Source organism: Nostoc sp. LEGE 12447 (genome assembly GCF_015206985.1).
In the GTDB taxonomy this organism is placed as follows: domain Bacteria; phylum Cyanobacteriota; class Cyanobacteriia; order Cyanobacteriales; family Nostocaceae; genus Nostoc.
The window spans coordinates 140,804-162,122 of the sequence record NZ_JADEXT010000009.1; the positions used below are offsets into that span (position 1 = coordinate 140,804).

16 protein-coding genes and 1 pseudogene are annotated in these 21,319 nt (G+C 41.3%); 7 read left to right on the plus strand and 10 right to left on the minus strand.

Annotation, left to right across the window (positions count from 1 at the left end; genetic code table 11):
- The first annotated feature begins 75 nt into the window (after positions 1-75).
- Complete coding sequence (locus IQ274_RS12945) at positions 76-879, plus strand: Rpn family recombination-promoting nuclease/putative transposase (RefSeq protein ID WP_194142495.1); 804 nt, start codon at positions 76-78, stop codon at positions 877-879.
- Between the two features lie 108 nt (positions 880-987).
- Here the strand turns inward: IQ274_RS12945 and IQ274_RS12950 are convergent, their stop codons facing one another.
- The 3 genes and pseudogenes from IQ274_RS12950 to IQ274_RS37725 all read right to left on the minus strand — a co-directional run bounded on the left by IQ274_RS12950 (position 988) and on the right by IQ274_RS37725 (position 4,609).
- Positions 988-2,379 (minus strand): malic enzyme-like NAD(P)-binding protein, encoded by a 1,392-nt coding sequence (locus tag IQ274_RS12950; protein ID WP_163932045.1) that lies wholly within the window; start codon positions 2,377-2,379, stop codon positions 988-990.
- A 322-nt stretch (positions 2,380-2,701) separates the two neighbouring features.
- Positions 2,702-3,805 (minus strand): photosystem II q(b) protein, encoded by a 1,104-nt coding sequence (gene psbA / locus IQ274_RS12955; RefSeq protein WP_163932048.1) that lies wholly within the window; start codon positions 3,803-3,805, stop codon positions 2,702-2,704.
- A 255-nt stretch (positions 3,806-4,060) separates the two neighbouring features.
- Positions 4,061-4,609 (minus strand): annotated as a pseudogene (locus tag IQ274_RS37725) (Uma2 family endonuclease).
- 195 nt (positions 4,610-4,804) lie between these two features.
- Between IQ274_RS37725 and IQ274_RS12965 the strand changes: the two are divergent.
- Together IQ274_RS12965 and IQ274_RS12970 are read left to right on the plus strand one after the other, a co-directional pair.
- Complete coding sequence (locus IQ274_RS12965; protein ID WP_194142496.1) at positions 4,805-6,502, plus strand: alpha/beta hydrolase; 1,698 nt, start codon at positions 4,805-4,807, stop codon at positions 6,500-6,502.
- 919 nt (positions 6,503-7,421) lie between these two features.
- A complete protein-coding gene (locus IQ274_RS12970; RefSeq protein WP_163932057.1) occupies positions 7,422-8,294 on the plus strand; it encodes an SDR family NAD(P)-dependent oxidoreductase in 873 nt (290 codons plus the stop codon).
- Between the two features lie 60 nt (positions 8,295-8,354).
- On the opposite strand, the gene IQ274_RS12975 is transcribed toward IQ274_RS12970, so the two are convergent.
- On the minus strand, positions 8,355-8,933 hold the full coding sequence (locus IQ274_RS12975; protein ID WP_194142497.1) for a hypothetical protein: 579 nt from the start codon (positions 8,931-8,933) through the stop codon (positions 8,355-8,357).
- 77 nt (positions 8,934-9,010) lie between these two features.
- Between IQ274_RS12975 and IQ274_RS12980 the strand changes: the two genes are divergently transcribed.
- Positions 9,011-10,507 carry a glycosyl hydrolase family 57 gene (locus tag IQ274_RS12980; RefSeq protein WP_194142498.1) on the plus strand — a complete coding sequence of 499 codons (1,497 nt, stop codon included), beginning with the start codon at positions 9,011-9,013 and terminating at the stop codon, positions 10,505-10,507.
- 496 nt (positions 10,508-11,003) lie between these two features.
- Here the strand turns inward: IQ274_RS12980 and IQ274_RS12985 are convergent, their stop codons facing one another.
- Positions 11,004-12,362: a sensor histidine kinase gene (locus tag IQ274_RS12985; RefSeq protein ID WP_194142499.1), complete on the minus strand. Its 1,359-nt coding sequence runs from the start codon at positions 12,360-12,362 to the stop codon at positions 11,004-11,006.
- 306 nt (positions 12,363-12,668) lie between these two features.
- Between IQ274_RS12985 and IQ274_RS12990 the strand changes: the two genes are divergently transcribed.
- Both IQ274_RS12990 and IQ274_RS12995 read left to right on the plus strand, forming a co-directional pair.
- Positions 12,669-13,415 (plus strand): Uma2 family endonuclease, encoded by a 747-nt coding sequence (locus IQ274_RS12990; protein WP_194142500.1) that lies wholly within the window; start codon positions 12,669-12,671, stop codon positions 13,413-13,415.
- A gap of 131 nt (positions 13,416-13,546) precedes the next feature.
- Positions 13,547-14,683 (plus strand): S-layer homology domain-containing protein, encoded by a 1,137-nt coding sequence (locus tag IQ274_RS12995; protein WP_194142501.1) that lies wholly within the window; start codon positions 13,547-13,549, stop codon positions 14,681-14,683.
- Positions 14,684-14,918: 235 nt separating this feature from the next.
- Here the strand turns inward: IQ274_RS12995 and IQ274_RS13000 are convergent, their stop codons facing one another.
- Positions 14,919-15,353 (minus strand): CAAD domain-containing protein, encoded by a 435-nt coding sequence (locus tag IQ274_RS13000; protein ID WP_012407766.1) that lies wholly within the window; start codon positions 15,351-15,353, stop codon positions 14,919-14,921.
- A gap of 943 nt (positions 15,354-16,296) precedes the next feature.
- Here IQ274_RS13000 and IQ274_RS13005 point away from each other — a divergent pair.
- Positions 16,297-18,021 carry a sensor histidine kinase gene (locus tag IQ274_RS13005; RefSeq protein ID WP_194142502.1) on the plus strand — a complete coding sequence of 575 codons (1,725 nt, stop codon included), beginning with the start codon at positions 16,297-16,299 and terminating at the stop codon, positions 18,019-18,021.
- A gap of 111 nt (positions 18,022-18,132) precedes the next feature.
- Here the strand turns inward: IQ274_RS13005 and IQ274_RS13010 are convergent, their stop codons facing one another.
- The 4 genes from IQ274_RS13010 to IQ274_RS13025 form a co-directional block, all read right to left on the minus strand.
- Positions 18,133-18,834 carry a carbonic anhydrase gene (locus tag IQ274_RS13010; protein ID WP_163932090.1) on the minus strand — a complete coding sequence of 234 codons (702 nt, stop codon included), beginning with the start codon at positions 18,832-18,834 and terminating at the stop codon, positions 18,133-18,135.
- Between the two features lie 28 nt (positions 18,835-18,862).
- On the minus strand, positions 18,863-19,174 hold the full coding sequence (locus IQ274_RS13015; protein WP_163932081.1) for a P-II family nitrogen regulator: 312 nt from the start codon (positions 19,172-19,174) through the stop codon (positions 18,863-18,865).
- A gap of 4 nt (positions 19,175-19,178) precedes the next feature.
- Positions 19,179-20,147: a sodium-dependent bicarbonate transport family permease gene (locus IQ274_RS13020; protein ID WP_012407762.1), complete on the minus strand. Its 969-nt coding sequence runs from the start codon at positions 20,145-20,147 to the stop codon at positions 19,179-19,181.
- Between the two features lie 494 nt (positions 20,148-20,641).
- Positions 20,642-21,115: a lipocalin-like domain-containing protein gene (locus IQ274_RS13025; protein WP_175586814.1), complete on the minus strand. Its 474-nt coding sequence runs from the start codon at positions 21,113-21,115 to the stop codon at positions 20,642-20,644.
- Positions 21,116-21,319: the final 204 nt, after the last annotated feature.

Sequence of the window (21,319 nt, forward strand, 5' to 3'; positions counted from 1 at the left end):
TCCTCAATCTGACATATCCATGATGAGCGATTGCTAAACTGTAAAATATGCTTATCAACTTCAAAACCATCTGCCTTGAAAACAGACAGTATATTCTATCGCATCTTTCAAAGCTTACCCAGCACCTTCTTTGAACTCATTAACCAACCGCCATCACTAGCCAGTGCTTACCAATTTTCATCAGTTGAAGTCAAACAACTGGCATTTAGAATTGATGGTGTATTTTTGCCTGATACTCCAGAATTACCGATTTATTTTGCTGAGGTACAATTTCAACTCGATAGAAAAATTTATTCCCGTTTATTCGCCGAAATCTTTAACTATCTCGACAAAACTGAATTAACTAACAACTGGCGGGGTGTTGTCATCTTCCCTAATCGCAGCGTTGATACTGAAGATACAGAGAGATATGCAGAATTACTTAATTCCCAACGAGTGACTTGCGTTTACCTAAACGAGTTAAGCTCAATTCCCACATCATCAATCGGGATTGAGACAGTGAAACTAATCATCGAACCAGAATCAACTGCAACAACGAAAGCTATCGAGATTGTCAACAGCGCCCGAAAAGAAATTCTCAATACCGCCCAGCAGAGGGAAATTATACAATTAATAGAAACGATACTAATTTACAAATTGCCGCGCTTGAGCCGGGAGGAGATGGGAAAAATGTTTGGATTAAGTGAGTTAAAGCAAACTAAATTTTACCAGGAAGTTTTTGATGAGGGTAAAGAAGAGGGTAAAGAAGAAGGCAAGCTAGAAGGCAAGTTAGAAACAATACCTCAGTTATGGGCGTTAGGATTGAGTATTGAACAGATAGCCCAAGCGTTAGGTTTGGATGAAGAAGTTGTTAGGCAAGCTGTACAACCGAAATCATAAAATGATGTAGAGTACCCAAAATGGTTTGCTAGTTTTGGCAATTTTTCTATAGTCAGTATGTGCTGGGGGACGGGCGAGACACCCATCCCATAAGAGTCATTAATTTAATTAATTCTGAGCGATACCTTCTTGACGCGCTGCTTGTTGTACAGCAGCAGCAACAGCATTGACGACTCGCTCATCAAAGACTGAAGGAATAATATGTTCGCGATCCAAATCTGAAGGCTTGACTAAAGAAGCGATCGCATTTGCGGCTTCTAAATACATTGTGGTGGTAATTGTCTTTGCCCGACAATCTAAAGCACCACGGAATACCCCAGGAAAAGCTAGGACGTTATTGATTTGATTGGGGTAATCACTGCGACCGGTGGCGATAACAGCAACATCTTTACTAATTAATTCTGGCTGAATCTCTGGAATGGGATTTGCCATTGCAAACACAATTGGATCTTTCGCCATTGAATGCACCATTTCTGGTGTCAAAACTCCTGGTGCGCTAACTCCAATAAATACATCTGCCCCTTGCATCGCACCCGCTAAGGTACCTTGAGCTTTCACGGCAAATTCGAGTTTTTCTTCTGTCAAATCGGCACGACTCGTAGAGATAATCCCCTTAGAATCGCACATCCAGATTTTTTCTGCCCCAGCTTTACGAAGTAACCGCGCGATCGCTACTCCCGCCGCCCCAGCACCGTTAATCACGATGCGGATTTCTGCCATTGCCTTATTTACCAGTTTTAGAGAGTTAAACAACGCTGCCAAGGTGACAATGGCGGTACCGTGCTGATCGTCATGAAAAACGGGGATATCTAACTCTTCGCGCAATCTCTTTTCAATTTCAAAGCAGCGAGGTGCAGCGATATCTTCTAAATTCACACCCCCAAAAACTGGCGCGATATTCTTAACTGTCTGGATAATCTCTTCTGTATCTTGGGTTGCCAGACAGATGGGAAAAGCATCTAGCCCCGCAAATTCCTTGAATAGCATTGCTTTGCCTTCCATGACTGGCAGAGCAGCCGCCGGGCCGAGATTCCCTAATCCCAAAACGGCACTACCATCGGTAACAATAGCAACAGTGTTTTGTTTGATGGTTAACTTGTAAACTTCCTCTGCATCTTGAGCGATCGCAGTACAAATTCGACCAACTCCTGGTGTGTAAGCCATTGCTAGATCGGACACACTCTTTAAAGGAATTCTGCTAGTAATGCTGATTTTGCCACCGCGATGCAAATTAAAGGTGCGATCGTAGACACTGAGTAACTTGATATCTGGCAATACTTTCACTGCTTGCACAATGGTTTCAGCATGTTCGGTACTAGCAGCATCAACGGTAATATCGCGGGTGGACTCTTTGCGGGTTTGCTCGATTAAATCAATTTGACCGAGATTACCGCCAGTAGTTGCGATCGCCTGGGTTACTGACGCTAACATCCCTACACGATTGGGAATCTGCAAGCGCAGTGTCAAACTAAAACTAGAATTGGGAGTTAGGTTTGCCATGTTGATTTTGGATTTTAAGTTTTAGATTTTATATTGAATTGAGACGAAAACTAAAATCTGAGATTTGTACTCAGTGGAAATACAATGAATATTAACTCTGGATATAACCGTCACTAGTTAGTTTACTCACTGCTTACAGTTTTGATAATTATTTTTATTTATACCAATGCATTTACTAATGTAGATGAGTAACAATTTAGTAATTGTACCCAAATACACCAGATATTTTTTTAAAATTTTATCTGTGTAGATATTTGTATAACTATAGCTTCATAAAAAAAGCGCCCTCTAGACAGAGAGCGCGGCGAATTTTAAATTACAACTAACCGTGTATTGCAGGTGCCGCAGCTACGTTCGTCGTAGACATCATTGCCACAGGTACTGCCTCACCAGCCGCCAAATCTAGGGGGAAGTTGTGAGCATTGCGCTCGTGCATCACTTCTATACCCAAATTGGCGCGGTTTAGCACATCTGCCCATGTATTAATTACACGACCTTTGGAATCAAGAATTGATTGGTTAAAGTTGAACCCGTTGAGATTGAACGCCATCGTACTGATGCCCAATGCCGTCAACCAGATACCAACTACAGGCCAAGCAGCCAAGAAAAAGTGCAAGGAACGCGAGTTGTTAAAGCTGGCATATTGCCAGATTAAGCGCCCAAAATAACCGTGAGCCGCTACGATGCTATAGGTTTCTTGTTCTTGACCAAACTTATACCCATAGTTTATAGATTCAGCTTCAGTTGTCTCTCTGACTAGAGAGGAAGACACCAAAGAACCGTGCATCGCGCAGAAAAACGCACCACCGAACACTGCCGCTACGCCCAGTTGATGGAATGGGTGCATGAGGATGTTATGCTCGGCTTGAAACACGAACATGAAGTTAAATGTGCCGCTAATTCCCAGAGGCATCCCGTCAGAAAAGCTACCTTGACCAATTGGGTAAATTAAAAAGACAGAAGTTGCAGCAGCTACAGGAGCAGAGTAAGCTACGCAAATCCAGGGACGCATCCCCAAACGATAGCTTAACTCCCATTGCCGACCAAGCCAGCAGAAAATACCAATCAAAAAGTGCAAGACAATGAGTTGATAAGGCCCGCCGTTGTAGAGCCATTCATCCATTGAAGCAGCATCCCAAATTGCGTAGAAGTGCAAACCAATGGCGTTAGATGTGGGTACAACAGCACCAGTGATGACGTTATTGCCGTATAATAAAGAACCAGAAACTGGCTCCCGGATGCCGTCAATATCAACGGGTGGTGCAGCAATAAAGGCAATAATGAAACAGATAGTAGCGGTCAATAGGGTAGGAATCATTAAAACGCCGAACCAGCCGATATAAAGCCGATTGTCGGTGCTAGTAATCCATTGACAGAAACGATCCCACAGGCTGCCGCTTTCGCTTCTTCCTAGAGTTGTGGTCATAACTGTGTTGTTTATAAATCGCTGACAACAAACTTTCCCAATTTTTAAGAATTGAGAATTAAGCTGTTTTCAAAGACTTTCGCCAAATACCTTCCCCCTAATCGCCGGGACTATCTGGAATTACCTCACACCAAAAATGCTATTAACTGATTTCCCAAGGGAGACTGTCTAAAAAAAGGGAAAACTTTCCCGGCTTCTAATATCACGTTTTACATTAATAATTTGTATTTTTCAAGACATTATTTTTAAGTTTTGCTAAGTTAAACCCTCAACAAAGTCAGCGTGTGCTTTTGAATTTAACCCTTGTTGCAGCACTGCTAAAACTTTCGTCATATCCCCTGTAATTAGCGAGGTAACAGCTAACCACAAGCCTGGAAATACCCTACTTTTAATTACACAATATTCACCATTTTGCAAACAGAACCAGTCGAGTTTATTCTCTAAAGTCTGCCAGACGATATATTCCTGCACTCCATTGCGACGGTAGGCGCGTTTTTTGTCGTACAAATCAATAGATGTACTACTAGCTGACACTTCTGCGACTAATTCTGGTGCGCCCAATACAGTTCGGATAAGCATTTTTCACTTTCCTTGTGGTCTGGGTAAAGGGTAAGGGGTAAAGGGGAAAGGATGTATTCAAAACATGAGTCCCTTTCCCCTTTCCCCTTTAACCGAACCGTATTGCTGGTGCGCCTTCGTTGCTGTATAACGACGCTCAAATTCGTGGCGGGTTAAGCGATCGCCACTTTCTAAGGGAGGGATGGAAGCGTTATTATTTAAACCATGTTCTACAGAAGCCGCCATTACCTGATTCCTCATCCACAGGAGTTGTAGCTTGAATTTAACATAGTGAAGCCTCATGTTTTCGAGAAGCCGCCAAGAGTAGGTCTACGCAGACAAGAAGTTTCTTAATGTAACTGTCTATACTAAAATTGGATAATTCTAGGGAATATATCCTGTCCAAACTTGTTTGGCAGGGTTAGACAGTGGGTTTTTCTAATGAAAAAATTTCTGAGATACCTGGGTTTAGGTTTGCTATCTACCTTTTTGACTTCTACTCCCGGATTGGCGGCTGAACGCATTAGCTTTTTTTATCCTCCCTTCGGCGAATTCTCGTTATCGGTGGACTCGTTAGAAACTTTTGCCAAAGTTGGGAAAATCGATCAAGATTTTTCATTTTATGCTAGCCGTGCTACTCCTCAACAACTCGCTCAACTGCGGGATCTGCTCCAGCAAAGGTTCAATATCACTCCTACTTTAGTATCTCAAGTCACTTACTCACCGATCGGCGAGGAGGTAGTGCAACAACTAGGAAAATTACTCCTCACTGAGTCTCGACAGAATGGCTTCTATGCCATACGTGCCTCTTTGATTTTGGCCGCTGCCGATCGAGAGGGTTTAACAGTGGTGAATTTGCTGCGGAAATTTCCTAGTAATACTATGCGGGTGAATTTCACAGAAGGGTTAAGGATAGTTGATGACTTATCACAGTTGCTCAAGAAAAAGGATGAAGTTGTAGCTTCTCTTCAAAAAGAAGCGATCGCTCAAGCAGCCAATTCAACTGTTGACTTCTCAAAACAAGCAGATTTGCGATCGCCAGGAAAATTCCGTTGGCAGAAAAAAAGCCTGGAGTTAAATGACGTTTCTCGCTCACGCCGTCTACCGGTAGATATCTATTTACCTACAACTCAAAACTCAGAATCCACAGATCAGAATTCTCCGTCTCCTCCCTTCCCTTTGATTGTCATTTCTCATGGTCTTGCTTCAGACCGCTCTACCTTTGTCTACCTGGCTGAACATCTAGCATCATACGGTTTTGCTGTTGCTGTACTAGAACACCCTGGTAGTAATGCCAAACGTTTTCAGCAATACTTTGCGGGTTTGGCAAGTCCACCAGAACCAGAGGAATTTATCAACCGACCTTTGGATATCAAGTATCTCCTCGATGAACTCCAGCGTCTAGAAAAATCTGATCCCACTCTCCACAGAAAACTCAATTTTCAGCAAGTTGGGGCGATTGGTCAGTCTTTTGGTGGTTATACTGTTTTGACTCTAGCAGGAGCAAAGATTAACTTTGAGCAACTGCGCCAAGAATGTAATCCCAATTATTCATCCTTTAATTTGTCGCTGTTGTTGCAGTGTGAAGCAAGTAAGTTACCCCAAAAAAATTATGAACTCAAAGACGATCGCATCAAGGCAATCATGGCGATTAATCCGATTGACAGCTTAGTTTTGGGTGAGGGCGGAGTCAGTCAAATTAAAATGCCTGTAATGCTGGTAGCAGGTAGTCAAGATATTTTCGCTCCACCTGTATTTGAGCAAATTCGCCCCTTCACCTGGCTTTCTGATCCTAATAAGTACCTGGCTTTGATTGAAAACGCCACCCACTTTTCAGCGATCGCAGAACCGACCCCTGAAAATGATATTTTACCTGTGCCACCTGCCTTACTGGGCCCCGATCGTGATGCTGTTTATTCCTATCTCAACGCCCTCAGCGTCGCTTTTATGGAAACCCATCTCCTCAACCGCCCTGAATACCGTTCCTATTTGCAGCCATCTTATGCCACATTTCTCAGCAAAGAGCCTCTTAATCTCAGTATTTTACAGTCGTTATCGGTAGCTCAATTTAATCAAATCTGGAGTGCGTCAATTCCCCAGTCAACCAAACTACCAAATCCTCAACCTACCCCACGTTAGTTATGACCGGGAGCATCGTGAAAACAGCAGGGGAGAAAAGAGGATTACGTAAATATACGCGGGTGCGGTGAAAGGCAGAATATTAGAACTTACAGCAAGATCCCCAACTTCTGGCAGAAGTTGGGGATCTTGTTATTCAGGAATGATTTAAATTAGCAACACTACAAGTCTCAAAGATTTTTTTGATAAACTCAAAGCTAAACCCAAACAAATTACTATTTACACTAAAGTTTCAACAGATAAAATGCTGTTGTAATTTGCATTAAAAATGATGTATTAGCCCTCTTGGATTATTTAAATAAATACAATTTCAGAAACGTTTATTTTCAATAAATCAGTAAATATGCTGATAGAAATCTGCGCGTTAATCAGTAACTCTAACTATTGCAAGCATAAACTCAAATTCTATATGTCTTTTTTGTTCCTAACAGATGAATTAGATATAACAATTGCCCGAAAAAAGGCTATTTGTCAGGGAAGTGAGATATTTCTACTGAGGGATTTATAAAAACTTATTTAATAAAATATTTTATATATATATGCTTGTCGTTAAGAAGCATTAAGAAATCCTTATTAAAGAATATTGCAATACCTTGATTTAATTGCTAACGTGTGTATGACAACGATGCTGATGAACGCTCTGATCTAGGAGAAATAAAATCTATGAGCTATACCCATTCAGCCAAGTGTGTTAGGCTTTGACGGCTTAAAAACGAGAAATTTCTGCCTCGTATAGACAATTATGAGGGATTGCAGATTAACCAAGAGATATCTCGTTGCCAAAGGCTTAATTTCAGTTTGATTTCAATTGCAATAGATTATTTGTCTTACTTGATGCCGACAAGCAAGTAACTCTTGATTGTATATATCGGCAATAACGAAGAGGTTGGTAAGACTTAGATTTTGGAGGATAAAACCAATGGAGATTCAAGGTAAAGTTGCCCTGATTACAGGGGCTTCACGTGGGATTGGACGAGCGATCGCTCTTGAGCTAGCGCAAGTCGGCATCAAGCGACTGATATTAGTAGCACGCGATCGCCAAAAGTTAGTCGAGGTAGCTAACGAAATAGAGGCGATGGGAACCGAAACTGCGATCGTGGCATTAGATTTGACGCAGACAATTGAAGTAAATATCGCTGTTGCCCAACTGTGGCGCAATTTCGGACAGATTCACCTGCTGGTTAATTGTGCGGGTGTCGCATACCAAAGCTCGTTTTTGCAATCTAAGATGCCTCAAGTTCAAGAAGAACTCTCTGTGAACTTGTTAGGGATGTACAACCTCACGAGTCTGATCGCTCGACGTATGGTCAGCCAAAGGCAAGGGACAATCGTCAATGTATCGAGTCTGATGGGGAAAGTCGCAGCACCAACAATGGCGACTTACTCAGCTACCAAGTTTGCCATCTTAGGATTTACCCAAGCCTTGCGCCAAGAACTAGCTGAACACAATATCCGAGTGATTGCATTACTGCCATCTCTGACAGACACAGACATGGTGCGCGACTTAAAATTATTTCGCTGGGTGATCCCCATGACTCCGCAGCAAGTAGCCAAAGCACTCGTCGCCGGAATGCAAAATGATTCACCAGAAATTTTAGTCGGATGGCAAAGTCATTTAGCCGTATTGTGTCAACGCCTTGCCCCTTGGTTATTAGAGCTAATTTTACGAATCGCAACTCCGCCAGCGCCAAGAAAACAACAGCCTGCTGAAAGACTTAACAAGCTGATCCCGAAACTGAATTTTTTAACCAGAATCCATCGTTTCGGTGATTTGTTCTTGTCAAGAACATGATTTCTCGCATATCTGCACATAAATCCTAAATTTTTTAGTGCATCGCTTATCCTACTGGGGTCAATTGCCTTTAGCTGAAAGGTAAAAACGGAAATACCCGATCGTATAAAACAGATTGACTGCAATTAGCAGTCCTTTACCCCAGTAGGTTCGTGTGGAAGGAAATAGATAAATAGTTGCCCCTAGAACTAAGAGGATTTCTACCAAAGCTGCAATCGCGCCATAATGATTTGAGTCCCAATAAGAAACAGGGCTGATAAAACGGTAATTACTAAAGGGAAAAAAGTGTCGGTGAGCGTCGTTGTTATGGACTGGTAAATCTAAAAGAGAATGTAGCACCATACTGACGAAGCCAACTTCAATCAATCGCCAACTCCAGATATGGGCAATCAATATTCCAAGCAGCGCTAGTGGAATTGAATGAAACGTACTGACAATAGCTTGCCAAAAAGGTTGATAATAAACTTCTGACCAAATCTGACGTGTCGGCAGATGGTAAACAAACTTCATTAAAAAGTAGAACACAAAGATGGGAATATCTGGTAAGACTGCGCCGATGATAATTGCCGGACTTGCCTGAGTTCGCAATTGTTGATTGAAAATCAGCAAGTTGAGAATAGCGTGACTTGGAGTATTCATTGTATATACGCTGAGTTAAGTATTATTAAATACAAACGCAAGTTTTCTAGATATAACTCATATTGGAGCAACCAGAAATGCTTTCCTTCCCTACTACTCTCAGCAGTTTGCCCGAAATCATTGATGGCTTGCCGAATATTTCTGGTTGGGAAACAGAGGTTCTCTCTGTAGTTAACCATGATCAGTCAGTATTTTTACCAACAACAAATATTCGCTTAGAAGACGTAAATGCTGTATTTGCGATCGCCTTACACATGCACCAGCCAACTATACCTGCTGGGAATGGCGGTACACTGATCAGCAATCTGCAATATATGTTTGAACATCCCAACGAGGGGGATAACCACAATGCAGATCCTTTTGCATATTGTTACAGCCGTATGGGAGACTTGATCCCCGAACTTGTAAGTCAAGGTTGCAATCCCCGTGTGATGTTGGATTACTCAGGTAATCTTTTGTGGGGATTGCGGCAAATGGGACGCAGTGATGTTCTCGATAACCTCAAACGGATCACTTGCGATCGCAACTATCAACCTTATGTAGAATGGCTGGGTACCATGTGGGGTCATGCAGTTATTCCTTCCACACCCATAGCAGATATTAAATTGCATATCATTGCATGGCAACATCACTTCGCAGCAATTTTTGGCTGGGAAGCATTAGCACGAGTCAAAGGCTTTTCGCCTCCAGAAATGCACCTCCCCAATCACCCTGATGCTCTCTTTGAATTCGTGAAAGCGCTGAAAGAGTGTGGATATCGCTGGCTACTCGTTCAAGAACATTCTGTAGAAACTCTTACTGGTCAATCTCTCACCCACAAACATTTACCACATTGTCTCATTGCCCGCAATTCTCAAGGCGAAACTATTAGCATCACAGCCTTAATTAAAACTCAAGGTTCGGATACTAAATTAGTTGCCCAAATGCAGCCTTATTATGAAGCTAAAACTTTATCCAAACAACAAATTGGTAGTGTTTTTGTGCCACCAATAGTTAGCCAAATTGGAGATGGTGAAAATGGCGGTGTGATGATGAATGAATTTCCTAGTGCTTTTAAACAAGCTTGGTGGGATATGGTCAATAATGGTGGAGGAAAATCAGGTGTTGTTGGAATGTGTGGTACAGAATATTTAGAATTTATCGAAGCTGCTGGATGCAAACCTGAAGACTATCCAACTTGTCAGCCAGTGGGACAACATCAGATTTGGGAGAGAGTTTCACAAGATAATTGCCAACCCGAAGCTGTAGAAAATGCGATTCAAGAATTAAAGCAAATAAACTCTAATTTTCATCTGGATGGAGCCTCATGGACAAATCATATCAGTTGGGTCAAAGGATATGAAAATGTATTGTCTCCTATGTATCAATTAAGTAGTTCATTCCATCAAAAGTTTGATCAATTACAGCAAATTAATTCAGCAGAACCTGTTACCAGACAATCTCATTACCGTAACCTTCTACTACACAACCTTTTGCTGCAAACCAGTTGTTTTCGTTATTGGGGACAAGGTGCTTGGACTGATCATGCAAGGGAAATTTATCAACGTGGCGAAAATTTATTGCACATAAATTGAACTGTAGACTGGAATGGGTATGGATGCAATACTTTTCGGATAAACCCAATAATCTCTCTTTTGGTGTGGGGAAAGCTTAAAGGGTAAAGGGGAAAGGTAAATTTAAACCCTTTCCCTTTCCCCTTTCCCCCTTAACCGAAAAGTATTGGCTATGGATGAGTATTCAAACTCCAGAGATACTCTTGGGTTAAGGCTTTATCCTCACGAACCCTCCTTAAAAAGTAGAGAATTAAAACAAGCTTTTTTTAAGGGGGTTATATCATTAATAACAAGCATATTGATTTATAAATAGGCAGTTTAAATGAAAAATTAGCAATGATCCGAGCAAGATTTCTTCGGATCATTGGGAAGGATCAAATAATATTTAATTTTTTGGATTTTAAACTTATAAAAGCATGATTTAGTGCTGATTTTAAAGTTAGTATTTGAGTGATAGTTTATTGGACAAATTGTTAATACGTGAATCAATTTTCTAAGTACATATAAATATATGCTGTTACAGCAGAGGTAATAGTATTTCAAATTCTGTACCTATACCAATCTGGGAACGGAAATTTAATTTACCGCCATGTCTCACAGTTATGATTCGATAACTTACTGCTAAACTAGTATTTTTGCTATTCTTTGTTTCCAAAGAAAAAGACTCCATAATTTGCTGTTGCAATTCTTGAGACATTCCAGGGCCATTGTCAGCAATGCGAATTAATACCCAACGAGAATCTGGTGCATTTGGATTGCTTGCTTCTTGCGAAATTACTTCTGTAGTAATCTCAATTCGAGGTTTTTGAACAGTATTTTTATCTTCTAAATGCAACTGTTGCCTAACCGCTTCATTGAGCAAAATATCTACAACCTCACTGAAAATATTCATCAAAACCTGGTTTAGCTGCCCTATAAAGCAATAAACTGGGGGTAGCTGACCGTAGTATTTGACTATTTCAATTTCTCCTTGAAGACGGCTATTAATTAATAAAATAATAGTATCTATACTAGCGTGTAAATCTACTGGCTTTGGATAAAGTTCATCGATATGACAAAAATTTTGTAAACTAGTAACAAGCTTTTTTAATCTTTCCGCACCAGTACGGATACTAGCAAGCGATCGCGATAAATCTTGTTCTAAAAAATCAAATTCAATCTCTTCTTTAATCTGATTGATTTCCTGGGAAACTGATGGTAACTCTTGATCGTAAGCAGCTATTAGCTTGAGTAAATCTTGGCTGTAGGTGGAAACATAACTTATATTTCCCCAAATAAAACCCACTGGGTCTAAAATTTCGTGCGCTACGCCGTCTACCAAACGTCCCAGATTTGCCATTTTATCATTTTGGATCATTTGAGCTTGGCTGCGTTCATAGCGCACCAGATTGTCAATTCCTCGAATTTGCCAAGAAATGATATTCAATTCTTGGACATCTAACAATCTATAAGCCCCAGATTCTGTTTGTACTACAATTGGTTCTGCTAATAATTCTGGCGATCGCTTTAAGCTAAGTTGCATCGCTGTTAAAATCGATGTTGTATCAGCAAGCAGCAATATCGGTATCCGCGCATAGCTGTAAAGAACGGCTAATGGTTGCTGAACCAACAACTCTTGCCCAAATGGACGAATCAAAAATTCCAGCAGCCGCCGCCGCGAAATCATCCCAATGAACTTTCCCTGTTCTACCAAAACTACTCCTGGTAGCAGGGGATATTTTTCTAAAAAATTAGCCACTTCCATCCCAGTGTGATTGATTTCCACAGGGAAGTTATACATTGGTAATTCTTGGAGGGTTGAATCTAAACCCAGATCGCGATCGCTACCAAGAGACAAAAATGGCGGTGAGATTTGGCAACTAAATTCTTCTGACACTAGACACCCTGATTTTTACAAAGATTGGGTAAACAATAAGTTAATATTTTACATTCTGCCACCCTCGAAATCCGGTTTTGGTTTAGGTATCTAATAAGACTAGTGGTATGTCAGGGTGAAAATTGTTCTTAGGCGGTTAGAAGTAATTGGTATGCGATTTATTAATGAAAGCAATTTAGAGAAAAACTGCCTCCTACCTCCTTCAAAATCTTGGTGGTGAATATTTAGAGAGCGATGTCTACGACGGGCTACGCCTACGCAAGCTAAACTAAAAACAACCTTTACGAAGAGTGCAAAGGTAGCGTTATGACCTCTGTAACCAATCCAGCCAACGCCCTCACTCCTTTTCCCTTCCCGGATCATACTCAACTTCCTGAGTCCGATGGTACGTTCGTGTTCGCGGAGCGTGCCGGAGGCAAAAATTGGCAAGAGCATCCCCAAAGCATCCTACTAACTGACTCTATTACACCTATCCTTAAACAATTAAATCCTGAAGGTGAATACTGTATAGGGCAAGACTTAGGCATTTACTGGCACTTAACCGATCCCCCGGAAAAAGGCGCAGAAGCACCAGATTGGTTTTATGTACCGAATGTACCATTTTTGCTCAATGGGCAAACGCGACGTTCTTATGTGTTGTGGCGAGAGTTTATTGCCCCGTTGATTGTTTTAGAATTTGTCTCTGGAGACGGTAGTGAAGAACGGGATCAAACTCCTTTGAAAGGTAAATTTTGGATTTATGAGCAAGTCATTCGTCCTCCCTTCTACGGCATTTATGAAGCGAGTAAAGCCAACCTAGAAGTTTATCATCTGATTGAAGGACAGTATCAGATTTTACCAGCAAATGAACGAGGACATTATCCCATTGTTGCTTTGGGTGTTGAATTAGGTTTATGGCTAGGAGTTTATCAGAATGTGGAATTACCCTGGCTGCGTTGGTGGGATTTACAAGGTAATTTGTTGTTGAATGGCGATGAAAGAGCAGAACAGGAATGCCAAAGAGCCGATCGCCTAGCTGCCCAATTGCGTAGACGCAAAGCGGCTTGTCGTTAGACATCGCTCGGCATTGAACCAGAAGCCTGATATTTTACTACGAATTACGAATTAAAAAGGGCTGGTGTAAAAGAGTCATCTGTGGCTTAATTTGTTTAGACACAAATTTTACTGCTACCAGGGTAATCACGATGACAAATAAACCTCCTTCCGAACCGGAGTCATCTCAGAGAACTGCCCTTGGCTTTGATGAATTTATAGCCATTCTGGTTGCCTTCACCACTATCGGAGCAATTCTGTTTTGGTCATTGTCCCATAGGGATTCTAGCTGGAACTTCAACGGGTTGCTGTCGGCTTCTTCCACTCCCTCGCCTAGTGTTCAACCAAATCAAGTATTGCCTTCCCTTAATTCCAAGGTAGAACCAAATGTAGTCCCTAAGACAGTTTTGCCCTATTCTCTACCGGAGGCTGTTGTTGAATCCAAGACACCTTCATTGCCAACTAACAGCGCTGCTCCTAACCGTGGAGTGTTACCATCTGCTCAGGTAAGCCCAACTCAACCCTCACAACCACAGACACCTGTACCCTCTTCAGCAGTACTTGAGTCATCAATTAAATCATCAGCGCTGCCTTTAGTAACTCCAGCAAAACAAAAATCTATTATTCCGCCACCAATTGCATTTAACGATGTGCCCAATAACTTCTGGGGTCGGCGTTTTATAGATGTTCTTTCTTCTCGTAGTATTCTCAAAGGGTTTCCTGATTATTCTTTTAGACCAAATCAGCCTGTAAACCGCGCCGAATTTGCAGCGATTGTGCAAAAAGCCTTTGACCAAGAACCGTCTAAGACTGCGATCGCATTTGAAGATGTACCAACAAAATTCTGGGCAACTCCAGCAATTGGCCAAGCCATCAATGCCGGATTTCTCAAAGGCTACCCGAAAAAAACCTTCAAACCACAACAAAATATTTCACGAGTGCAAGTTTTGGTTGCCCTTGTTAGTGGGTTGAATTTGAAAGCGCCCACTTCGCCAAATCAGATTTTAAGTGTCTATAAAGATGCTAAAGATATTCCACCTTATGCTATTAGCAAAATAGCTGCTGCTACAACCAATGGTCTGGTAGTTAACTATCCAAACCCACAAATTCTTGCTCCCAACAAAGTAGCTAGTCGGGCTGAAGTAGCGGCGATGATTCATCAAGCTTTAGTAAAACGGGGCAAGTTGGAGGCAATTTCATCTCCAAGTATAGTGCGATTGCCCAGTGCATCTCCAGAAACTTCGCGCACTCCCAAGGTTAAATTGTCGCCAGGAGGCTCGTCTCGGTGAGTTTGTTAGAGAACGTGTTCAACAAAGAAGCAGAGGAGAAAGATTCTTAACGATCCTTTATTCCTCTGCTTCTTGGCCAACCCATTGCAGAAAATTCAAAATTCAAAATTAGAAATTCAAAAATTTTTGATTTTGAGAAAAGTCTGATCTAAGGCTTCCTTAGATCAGACTCAGAGGGTGATTTTGAATTAGATTATTTGCGTAGAGTCTTTGCAGGATAAGCGATATTTAGATATCAAGCTTCTGGAATTTTACCAACCACTTGTGATTTTAGAGTGGTGATTTCACTAGTTAACTCTTTCCTAGTTGAGGCTTTGAGTAAATAGCGGTAAACAAACCAGGCAGAGTAACCAATCCCTATCAACTCAAAAGTAGGCGCTACTAAAGGGATATCATTCAAAGCATCTAATATTGCCAAGAGTACTTTAACACCAACAATTGATCCTACAATTAAACCAACTGTTACCAGAGGTTGCTTATATTCATTAAAGAAGCCTCCCACATATTCTGGCAATGTTGCTAAAAATGTAGAAACTTGCTCCCCGTATTTTAGCCATTCATCTTGAGACTGTGCGGGAGGCTGGACTTTTGTGATGGTTCCCGTTTGGGTGTTGATCTCTGCCACTGTAGTCTCTTTGGATGCGGTTTCAGTAAAATCTTGTTCTGGCATTTTCACTCCCATTAATTTGACAGTTGAGTTTTTCTAATCTGGATAATTGCAACCAAAAGGCTGTTGGTTAGGTAATGCACAAGCGCATCAGTACAATTGATTAAAGGGCACAAAAGGGTTTTAGTGTCCTTTAACTATAATTGCCCCGTAATATCTACTGCATCAACTACAAGGTAGACAGTCAGTAGGAGGATAGAATTCAGAAGGGAGTAGGATGTATTATAATCGTCCTTCTGAGTTCTTTTCTAAATCAACTGGAATCCTCTGGTTGTGATTATCTCATTCCGTGTCATTTGTTCATAATCGTACTAAATCTAAGTACAAATAAGGCAAAATCAGCCCACCTCTCATTTATATAAGCCTAAAAGCCGATTTTAGCCAATATTAAAGCTATCTTAAGCCGGGTTCGTCAATTAACGCATTCGTATTGATATTAATACGTAATAAAAGTTTTTGTGTATTCACATCGACTAGACTTTCAACCTATTTTATGATAAACGTGCTGGTGATTGGGGATGAGGCAGAAATAACCAATGCCCCATGCCCCATAATCAAACCTTTTGTTTTTTTCCTGATTGTATTAATTTTATAAGGAAGCAGTAAGGTAGACTAGTGGCTTACCTGATGTCAAGAACTAATTGCTATCAACTGTATATTGAGGAAAGTATTGTAGTAAGGAGAAGACGGTCTCAGACAGGTCTTTAGTTCGGGCAATTATTTGTTACTGTTGAAAAAAGTGAATTCGGTTCGCTATCAGTAAGTGTACTTAGCAACATTGCTATCAAAATAACTCGTAGTATATGAGGTTATGCGAATTATCTACTAAGCAATGATTTGCTGTTGCTATAAAAGAAGATAATGTAAATGTTAATAACCAATTAAACTGTTTGTACAAGCTAAACTGATTTGGTAATTTTTGCGGGAAGGCAAGGAGGTTTGAGAAATGCCAACTCAAAAGCCAACCCTTATCGATAGCAGTTCAGAAATCAAAAAAGTGTCAGCCGAAGAGCCATCGACAGACGAACTACCGACTATAGAATTTCCCTCACGAGGGAAACTCAAAGCCAGTTCTTGGCGCATCCATCAAAAAATTGGCTATGGGTACTTTGTAGCTATCGGAATTGGCTTTTTTGGAGCGCTAACTGGGTTAGTGATTGCCAACTACTACCGGGGAAGGGAAGTAAGGCAATTCAATCAAGCTTATGAACAAGGACAACTACTGAGTAATTATAGAGATGCAGTAGTAGGGGCGCAATTACATAGCTCTAATCTAGTTGCTGTATTAGAAAATTCACAGCAACTACAAACCAAAAAAGCTGATTTTTTGAAGAATGTTGAAAAAGCCAAGCAATTAGAGTCAAAAATTTCTGGATTTATTGACAGTAAACCTAAAAGACTAGCGGCAACAAGTTCGACTTTACAGACGCTATTGCTAGATTACAAGAATAATTTAAAAGCTTACGTTGACCAAATCGAGGCTGTCTTACAGAAAATTGACTCCCAACCAGCGCAGCCTCAGCAAATTTCTGCTGCCCGATCGCAGTTATTGACAATTATGCGTGGTGAAACAGCCATGCGCCTAGATCAGCTTTCTGAAAGTTTGGCTAATATCCTGCAAACTGCTGAAGATCAAGAGCAAGAAAGGCAAAAAGCCGTTGAGCAGGCAAAAATAGTTGAGCGATTTATCGTAATTATCAGTATGCTCGTTTCGGTGGCGATCGCAGCTATTGTAGCTTGGCGTACCAGTCGAGCGATCGCTGAACCAGTTATCACCGTCACCCAAGTAGCTGAACAAGTGGCGCGGAAACATAATTTTGATTTGCGAGCGCCTGTCACCACTGAAGATGAAATTGGCCTACTTGCCAAATCTCTAAATCGTCTGATTGAGCGAGTATCTGAGCGAACCAAAGAACTACAGCAAGCTAAAGAGTTAGCGGAAGCTGCTAGCAAGGCAAAAAGCGTATTTTTAGCCAATGTCAGCCACGAATTACGCACACCATTAAATGCTGTCATTGGCTTGAGCCAACTTCTAGAAGACGACGCTACCGATCTTGGTTTATCGGCAGACTTTATCACCGACTTAGAAACAATTAACGCTGCTGGTAAGCATCTACTGCACTTGATTAACGAAATCCTCGACTTGTCAAAAATTGAAGCGGGGAAAATGACTCTCTATCCAGAAACATTTGAGATTGCGACGCTAATTAATAACGTCGTTCTCACAGTCAAACCAGCTATAGAAAAAAATGCCAATGTTTTAGAAGTGCATTTTGATGAGCAACTTGGCACCATGTACGCCGATCAAACTAGGATGCGGCAGGTGTTGTTAAATTTACTAAGCAACGCCAGTAAGTTTACTACAAATGGCAAGGTGACGCTGACAGTCAATATAGAAAAGGAGGAATTACGACTGGATGCTCCTTTGGGTATGATTACTTTTACCGTTACCGACACAGGTATAGGTATGTCTAACCGTCAACAGCAGCAGTTATTTCAACCTTTTACCCAAGGAGATACTTCGACTACGAAAAAGTATGGAGGTACAGGGCTGGGCTTGGCAATTAGCCGCCACTTTTGTCAGATGATGGGTGGTGAGATTATTGTTAAAAGTCAGCCAGGACTTGGTTCTACTTTTACTATTCGTCTGCCAATGACTGTACAGGATTGAAGGGATTGGGAATTGGGAATTGGGGTAAAACAGTTTTGTTAGCGCTAGCGGGGCGTTTAGCCCGTTCTGAGTAAGGAAGTGAGATTTCTCACTCAGAACTCAAATGTAAACTCAAGTAATAATACTTACCTTGCCTGTATCCAAGTCATAACGACCGCCCACGATTTTCAATTTACCTGACTGCACCTGCTCACTTAAAAGCTTTGATTTTTGTAACCGTTCAATTTGATATTGCACATTTGCTACCACAGCATTTTCAACCGCGTCACCTGGCTGATCCTTGACCTTTTTCAGGGCTGGCTCAATTGCCTTCACAAACGTACTAATATCACCGGGTAACGATTCCTTTTGTACAGCTGCGGTTACAGCCCCACAACGTTCATGGCCCATCACCATCAGCAGTGGAGAACCTAATAAAACAACGGCATATTCAATACTGCCGATCGCTTCATGTGTGGCAATATTTCCGGCAATCCGAACATCAAAGATATCCCCGATGCCCTGATCGAAAACAATTTCTGCGGGGACTCGTGAATCAGCACAACTAAGAATAGTTGCAAATGGATGTTGAGCTTGAGCAACTTCCTGCAACCGCAGCGCAGATTGATCGGGGTATTGGGGGTGATGTTTAACAAATCGCTGATTTCCCTCTATCAGCTTTTGTAATGCTTCATCGGGACTGAGAGATTCAGGGGAATTTGGGGGGATTTCGGCAGCTTTAGCCTGTTTAACCTGCCAGAGTAAATCGCTGGCAGTTAGCATCATTCCAAAGGCCCCGGTCATTCCCAACTTCAAAAAGTCACGACGTTCCATGAAATGCTTCATTGAATTTATAACTCTCTTAAATCGACGCGATACATCTGACAGAGCGAATTTCCATCACATCGGAAACGTAGCAAGTACCTCCGAACTTATTGAGGAGTGGTCTGATATTTTCGACAACACGCTTGAGTTCTTCTGGCATACAAAATGCGAGGATGTAAACATTATCAAGCATGGTCATGTCTAAATCTTCTGTCGTTCCTCGTAATCCTTTACCAACAACATTTCTAATGACGGCATGACTATGTACACCGGACTTGTCTAAATTATCTAAAATTTTGGCAAGCTCAAAGGAGTTGGCGATAATTTCTATCCTTTTAACTACGTGCATATTATTACCTCCAGAATAGGTTAATTCCGTAGAGATATAGCGGAATTCCCACAATAATATTGAACGGAAATGTGACTGCTAGAGCGGTAGAAACATATAGGCTGGGATTTGCTTCGGGAACAGTCATCCGCATCGCCGCCGGGACAGCAATGTAAGAAGCACTGGCACACAATACAGCGAATAACAGCGAATTTCCCGGAGGCATACCGATGAATTTGGCGATCGCTAACCCAATGCCTGCATTGAGTATAGGAATTAGTATGGCAAATAAAATCAGGAAAACTCCGGTTTTTTGCAAGTCTTTAATTCTTCTGGCAGCCACCAGTCCCATATCCAGTAAAAAGAAGGTGAGAATGCCATAAAACAACCCTTGAGCAAAGGGTTCTAATACGTGCCAACCACGTTCTCCTGTCAAGACACCGATTAACAGGCTACCAACTAGGAGAAAAACTGAACTATTAAGAAATGCTTCTTGCAAAACTTCTGACCAAGCAAACTCTCGCTTTTCATCGGCGGTGAATATACTCACCAAGATCAGACCAACAATGATCGCCGGAGATTCCATCAGGGCAAGAGCTGCTACCATGTAACCATCATACTGAATACCAAGCTCACTAAGAAAAGCGCCAGCAGTGATGAAAGTGACAGCACTGATAGAACCGTAGGTTGCAGCGATCGCAGCCGCATCGTAAGTATCCAATTTCCACTTCAGGATAAAAAAGGTGTAAATTGGAACAACACAAGCCATCATCATTGCTGCTGCGAGTGTTAGAATTACTTCTTGATTAAGTCCGCTTTTGATTAGTTCTACCCCTCCTTTAAAACCAATGGCAAACAGCAGATACAACGAAAGGAGTTTAGGCACTGGTGGGGGAATTTCTAGATCAGACTTGACAAAAACCGCAGTCATGCCTAAAAAGAAAAACAGAATTGGCGGATTCAAAATGTTGGATACAATTAAGCTCAGATCCATATCCACCTATCCTTGTATTGGTTAAACCTGAAATTAAAGAAATTTTTCATCTTTAAAAACTTAACGGTTGAATCGTGATGTATTGTGTATCGCTACCCCATGTCAATTGGGTACTCAAGGTGTGAATTGTCCTATTCGTGACAATACTTATTGATTAGGTGTTAAACAGCGCTGATAACAGAAAAAGTGAGAGCTTGCCCAACATTTTTTGATGTTGGATTCCCCGTCGCTGATCTTACGACAGAAAGTGTAGGGAGAACTCGCGATCAACGTATTTAGCGTAGAAAAAATTAATGTATTGTAGGGGCAATTTATGAATTGCTCCTGTACAAATCTTGCTTATAGCAATTTTCATTTATTTGAACCACATATATTTTAAAGGTACAGCAGAGTATTGCTCATTGGTATGAACTTAAGACCAAACCCCTTTAAAATCTCGTTTCTAGCTTGTGAGTATAAATACTTTTCATTGGGCTGCTGCCGCAAGTTTGGCTCTATGACTCTATACGTTGCCAAACTAGCTCAAAAACCTTTGAGACACCGTTGCTCATAGTCGGAGGTGTCTTTAACGTAACTTGGTTCTCTCTCAAAGTGAAAATACGAATTAAATCTGTATCGACTCGATTGGGAATAGATGCAATTTCTATATGATGGGTAACAATATTGCCACTTATAGTGTAGGTTCCAGCATAAGCACTGAATGTAGAGAATGCTTGTGCGCGTTCTGCAATGGTTACTAAATTTATGTCTTGGCTCAGTGGCGAGTGTATATCCCCATTTAGTAGTGAGCGGTCGCTCCTGGAAAGGATAACGAGTATCCGCCCTTCATGTGTATAGGTAATGTAACCGTTTGGATTGCTTCCATAGGCTTGTCCCTCCACAGTTCCGTCGTCAAGTGTTGCACTTACTGAAATTAATTTCCAAGTTCCGAGCAAAGGATTATTTTGTGCCAACGAGAAATCAGACATCACTAACTCCCATACAATTAGCGAAGATCGTCCAGGAGCAATTATTCTAACTATTAACTCCCCCCATGCCCTTCAATTGGTTCATCCTAATGAACCACACCGATTTGGAATGTGCCTTTGACTGACAGCATAGCTTTTTCTTGCTTCTACATAAATCATGATACAGTACCATTCTGGTTAAGAAGATTGCCACACAATCTTTAT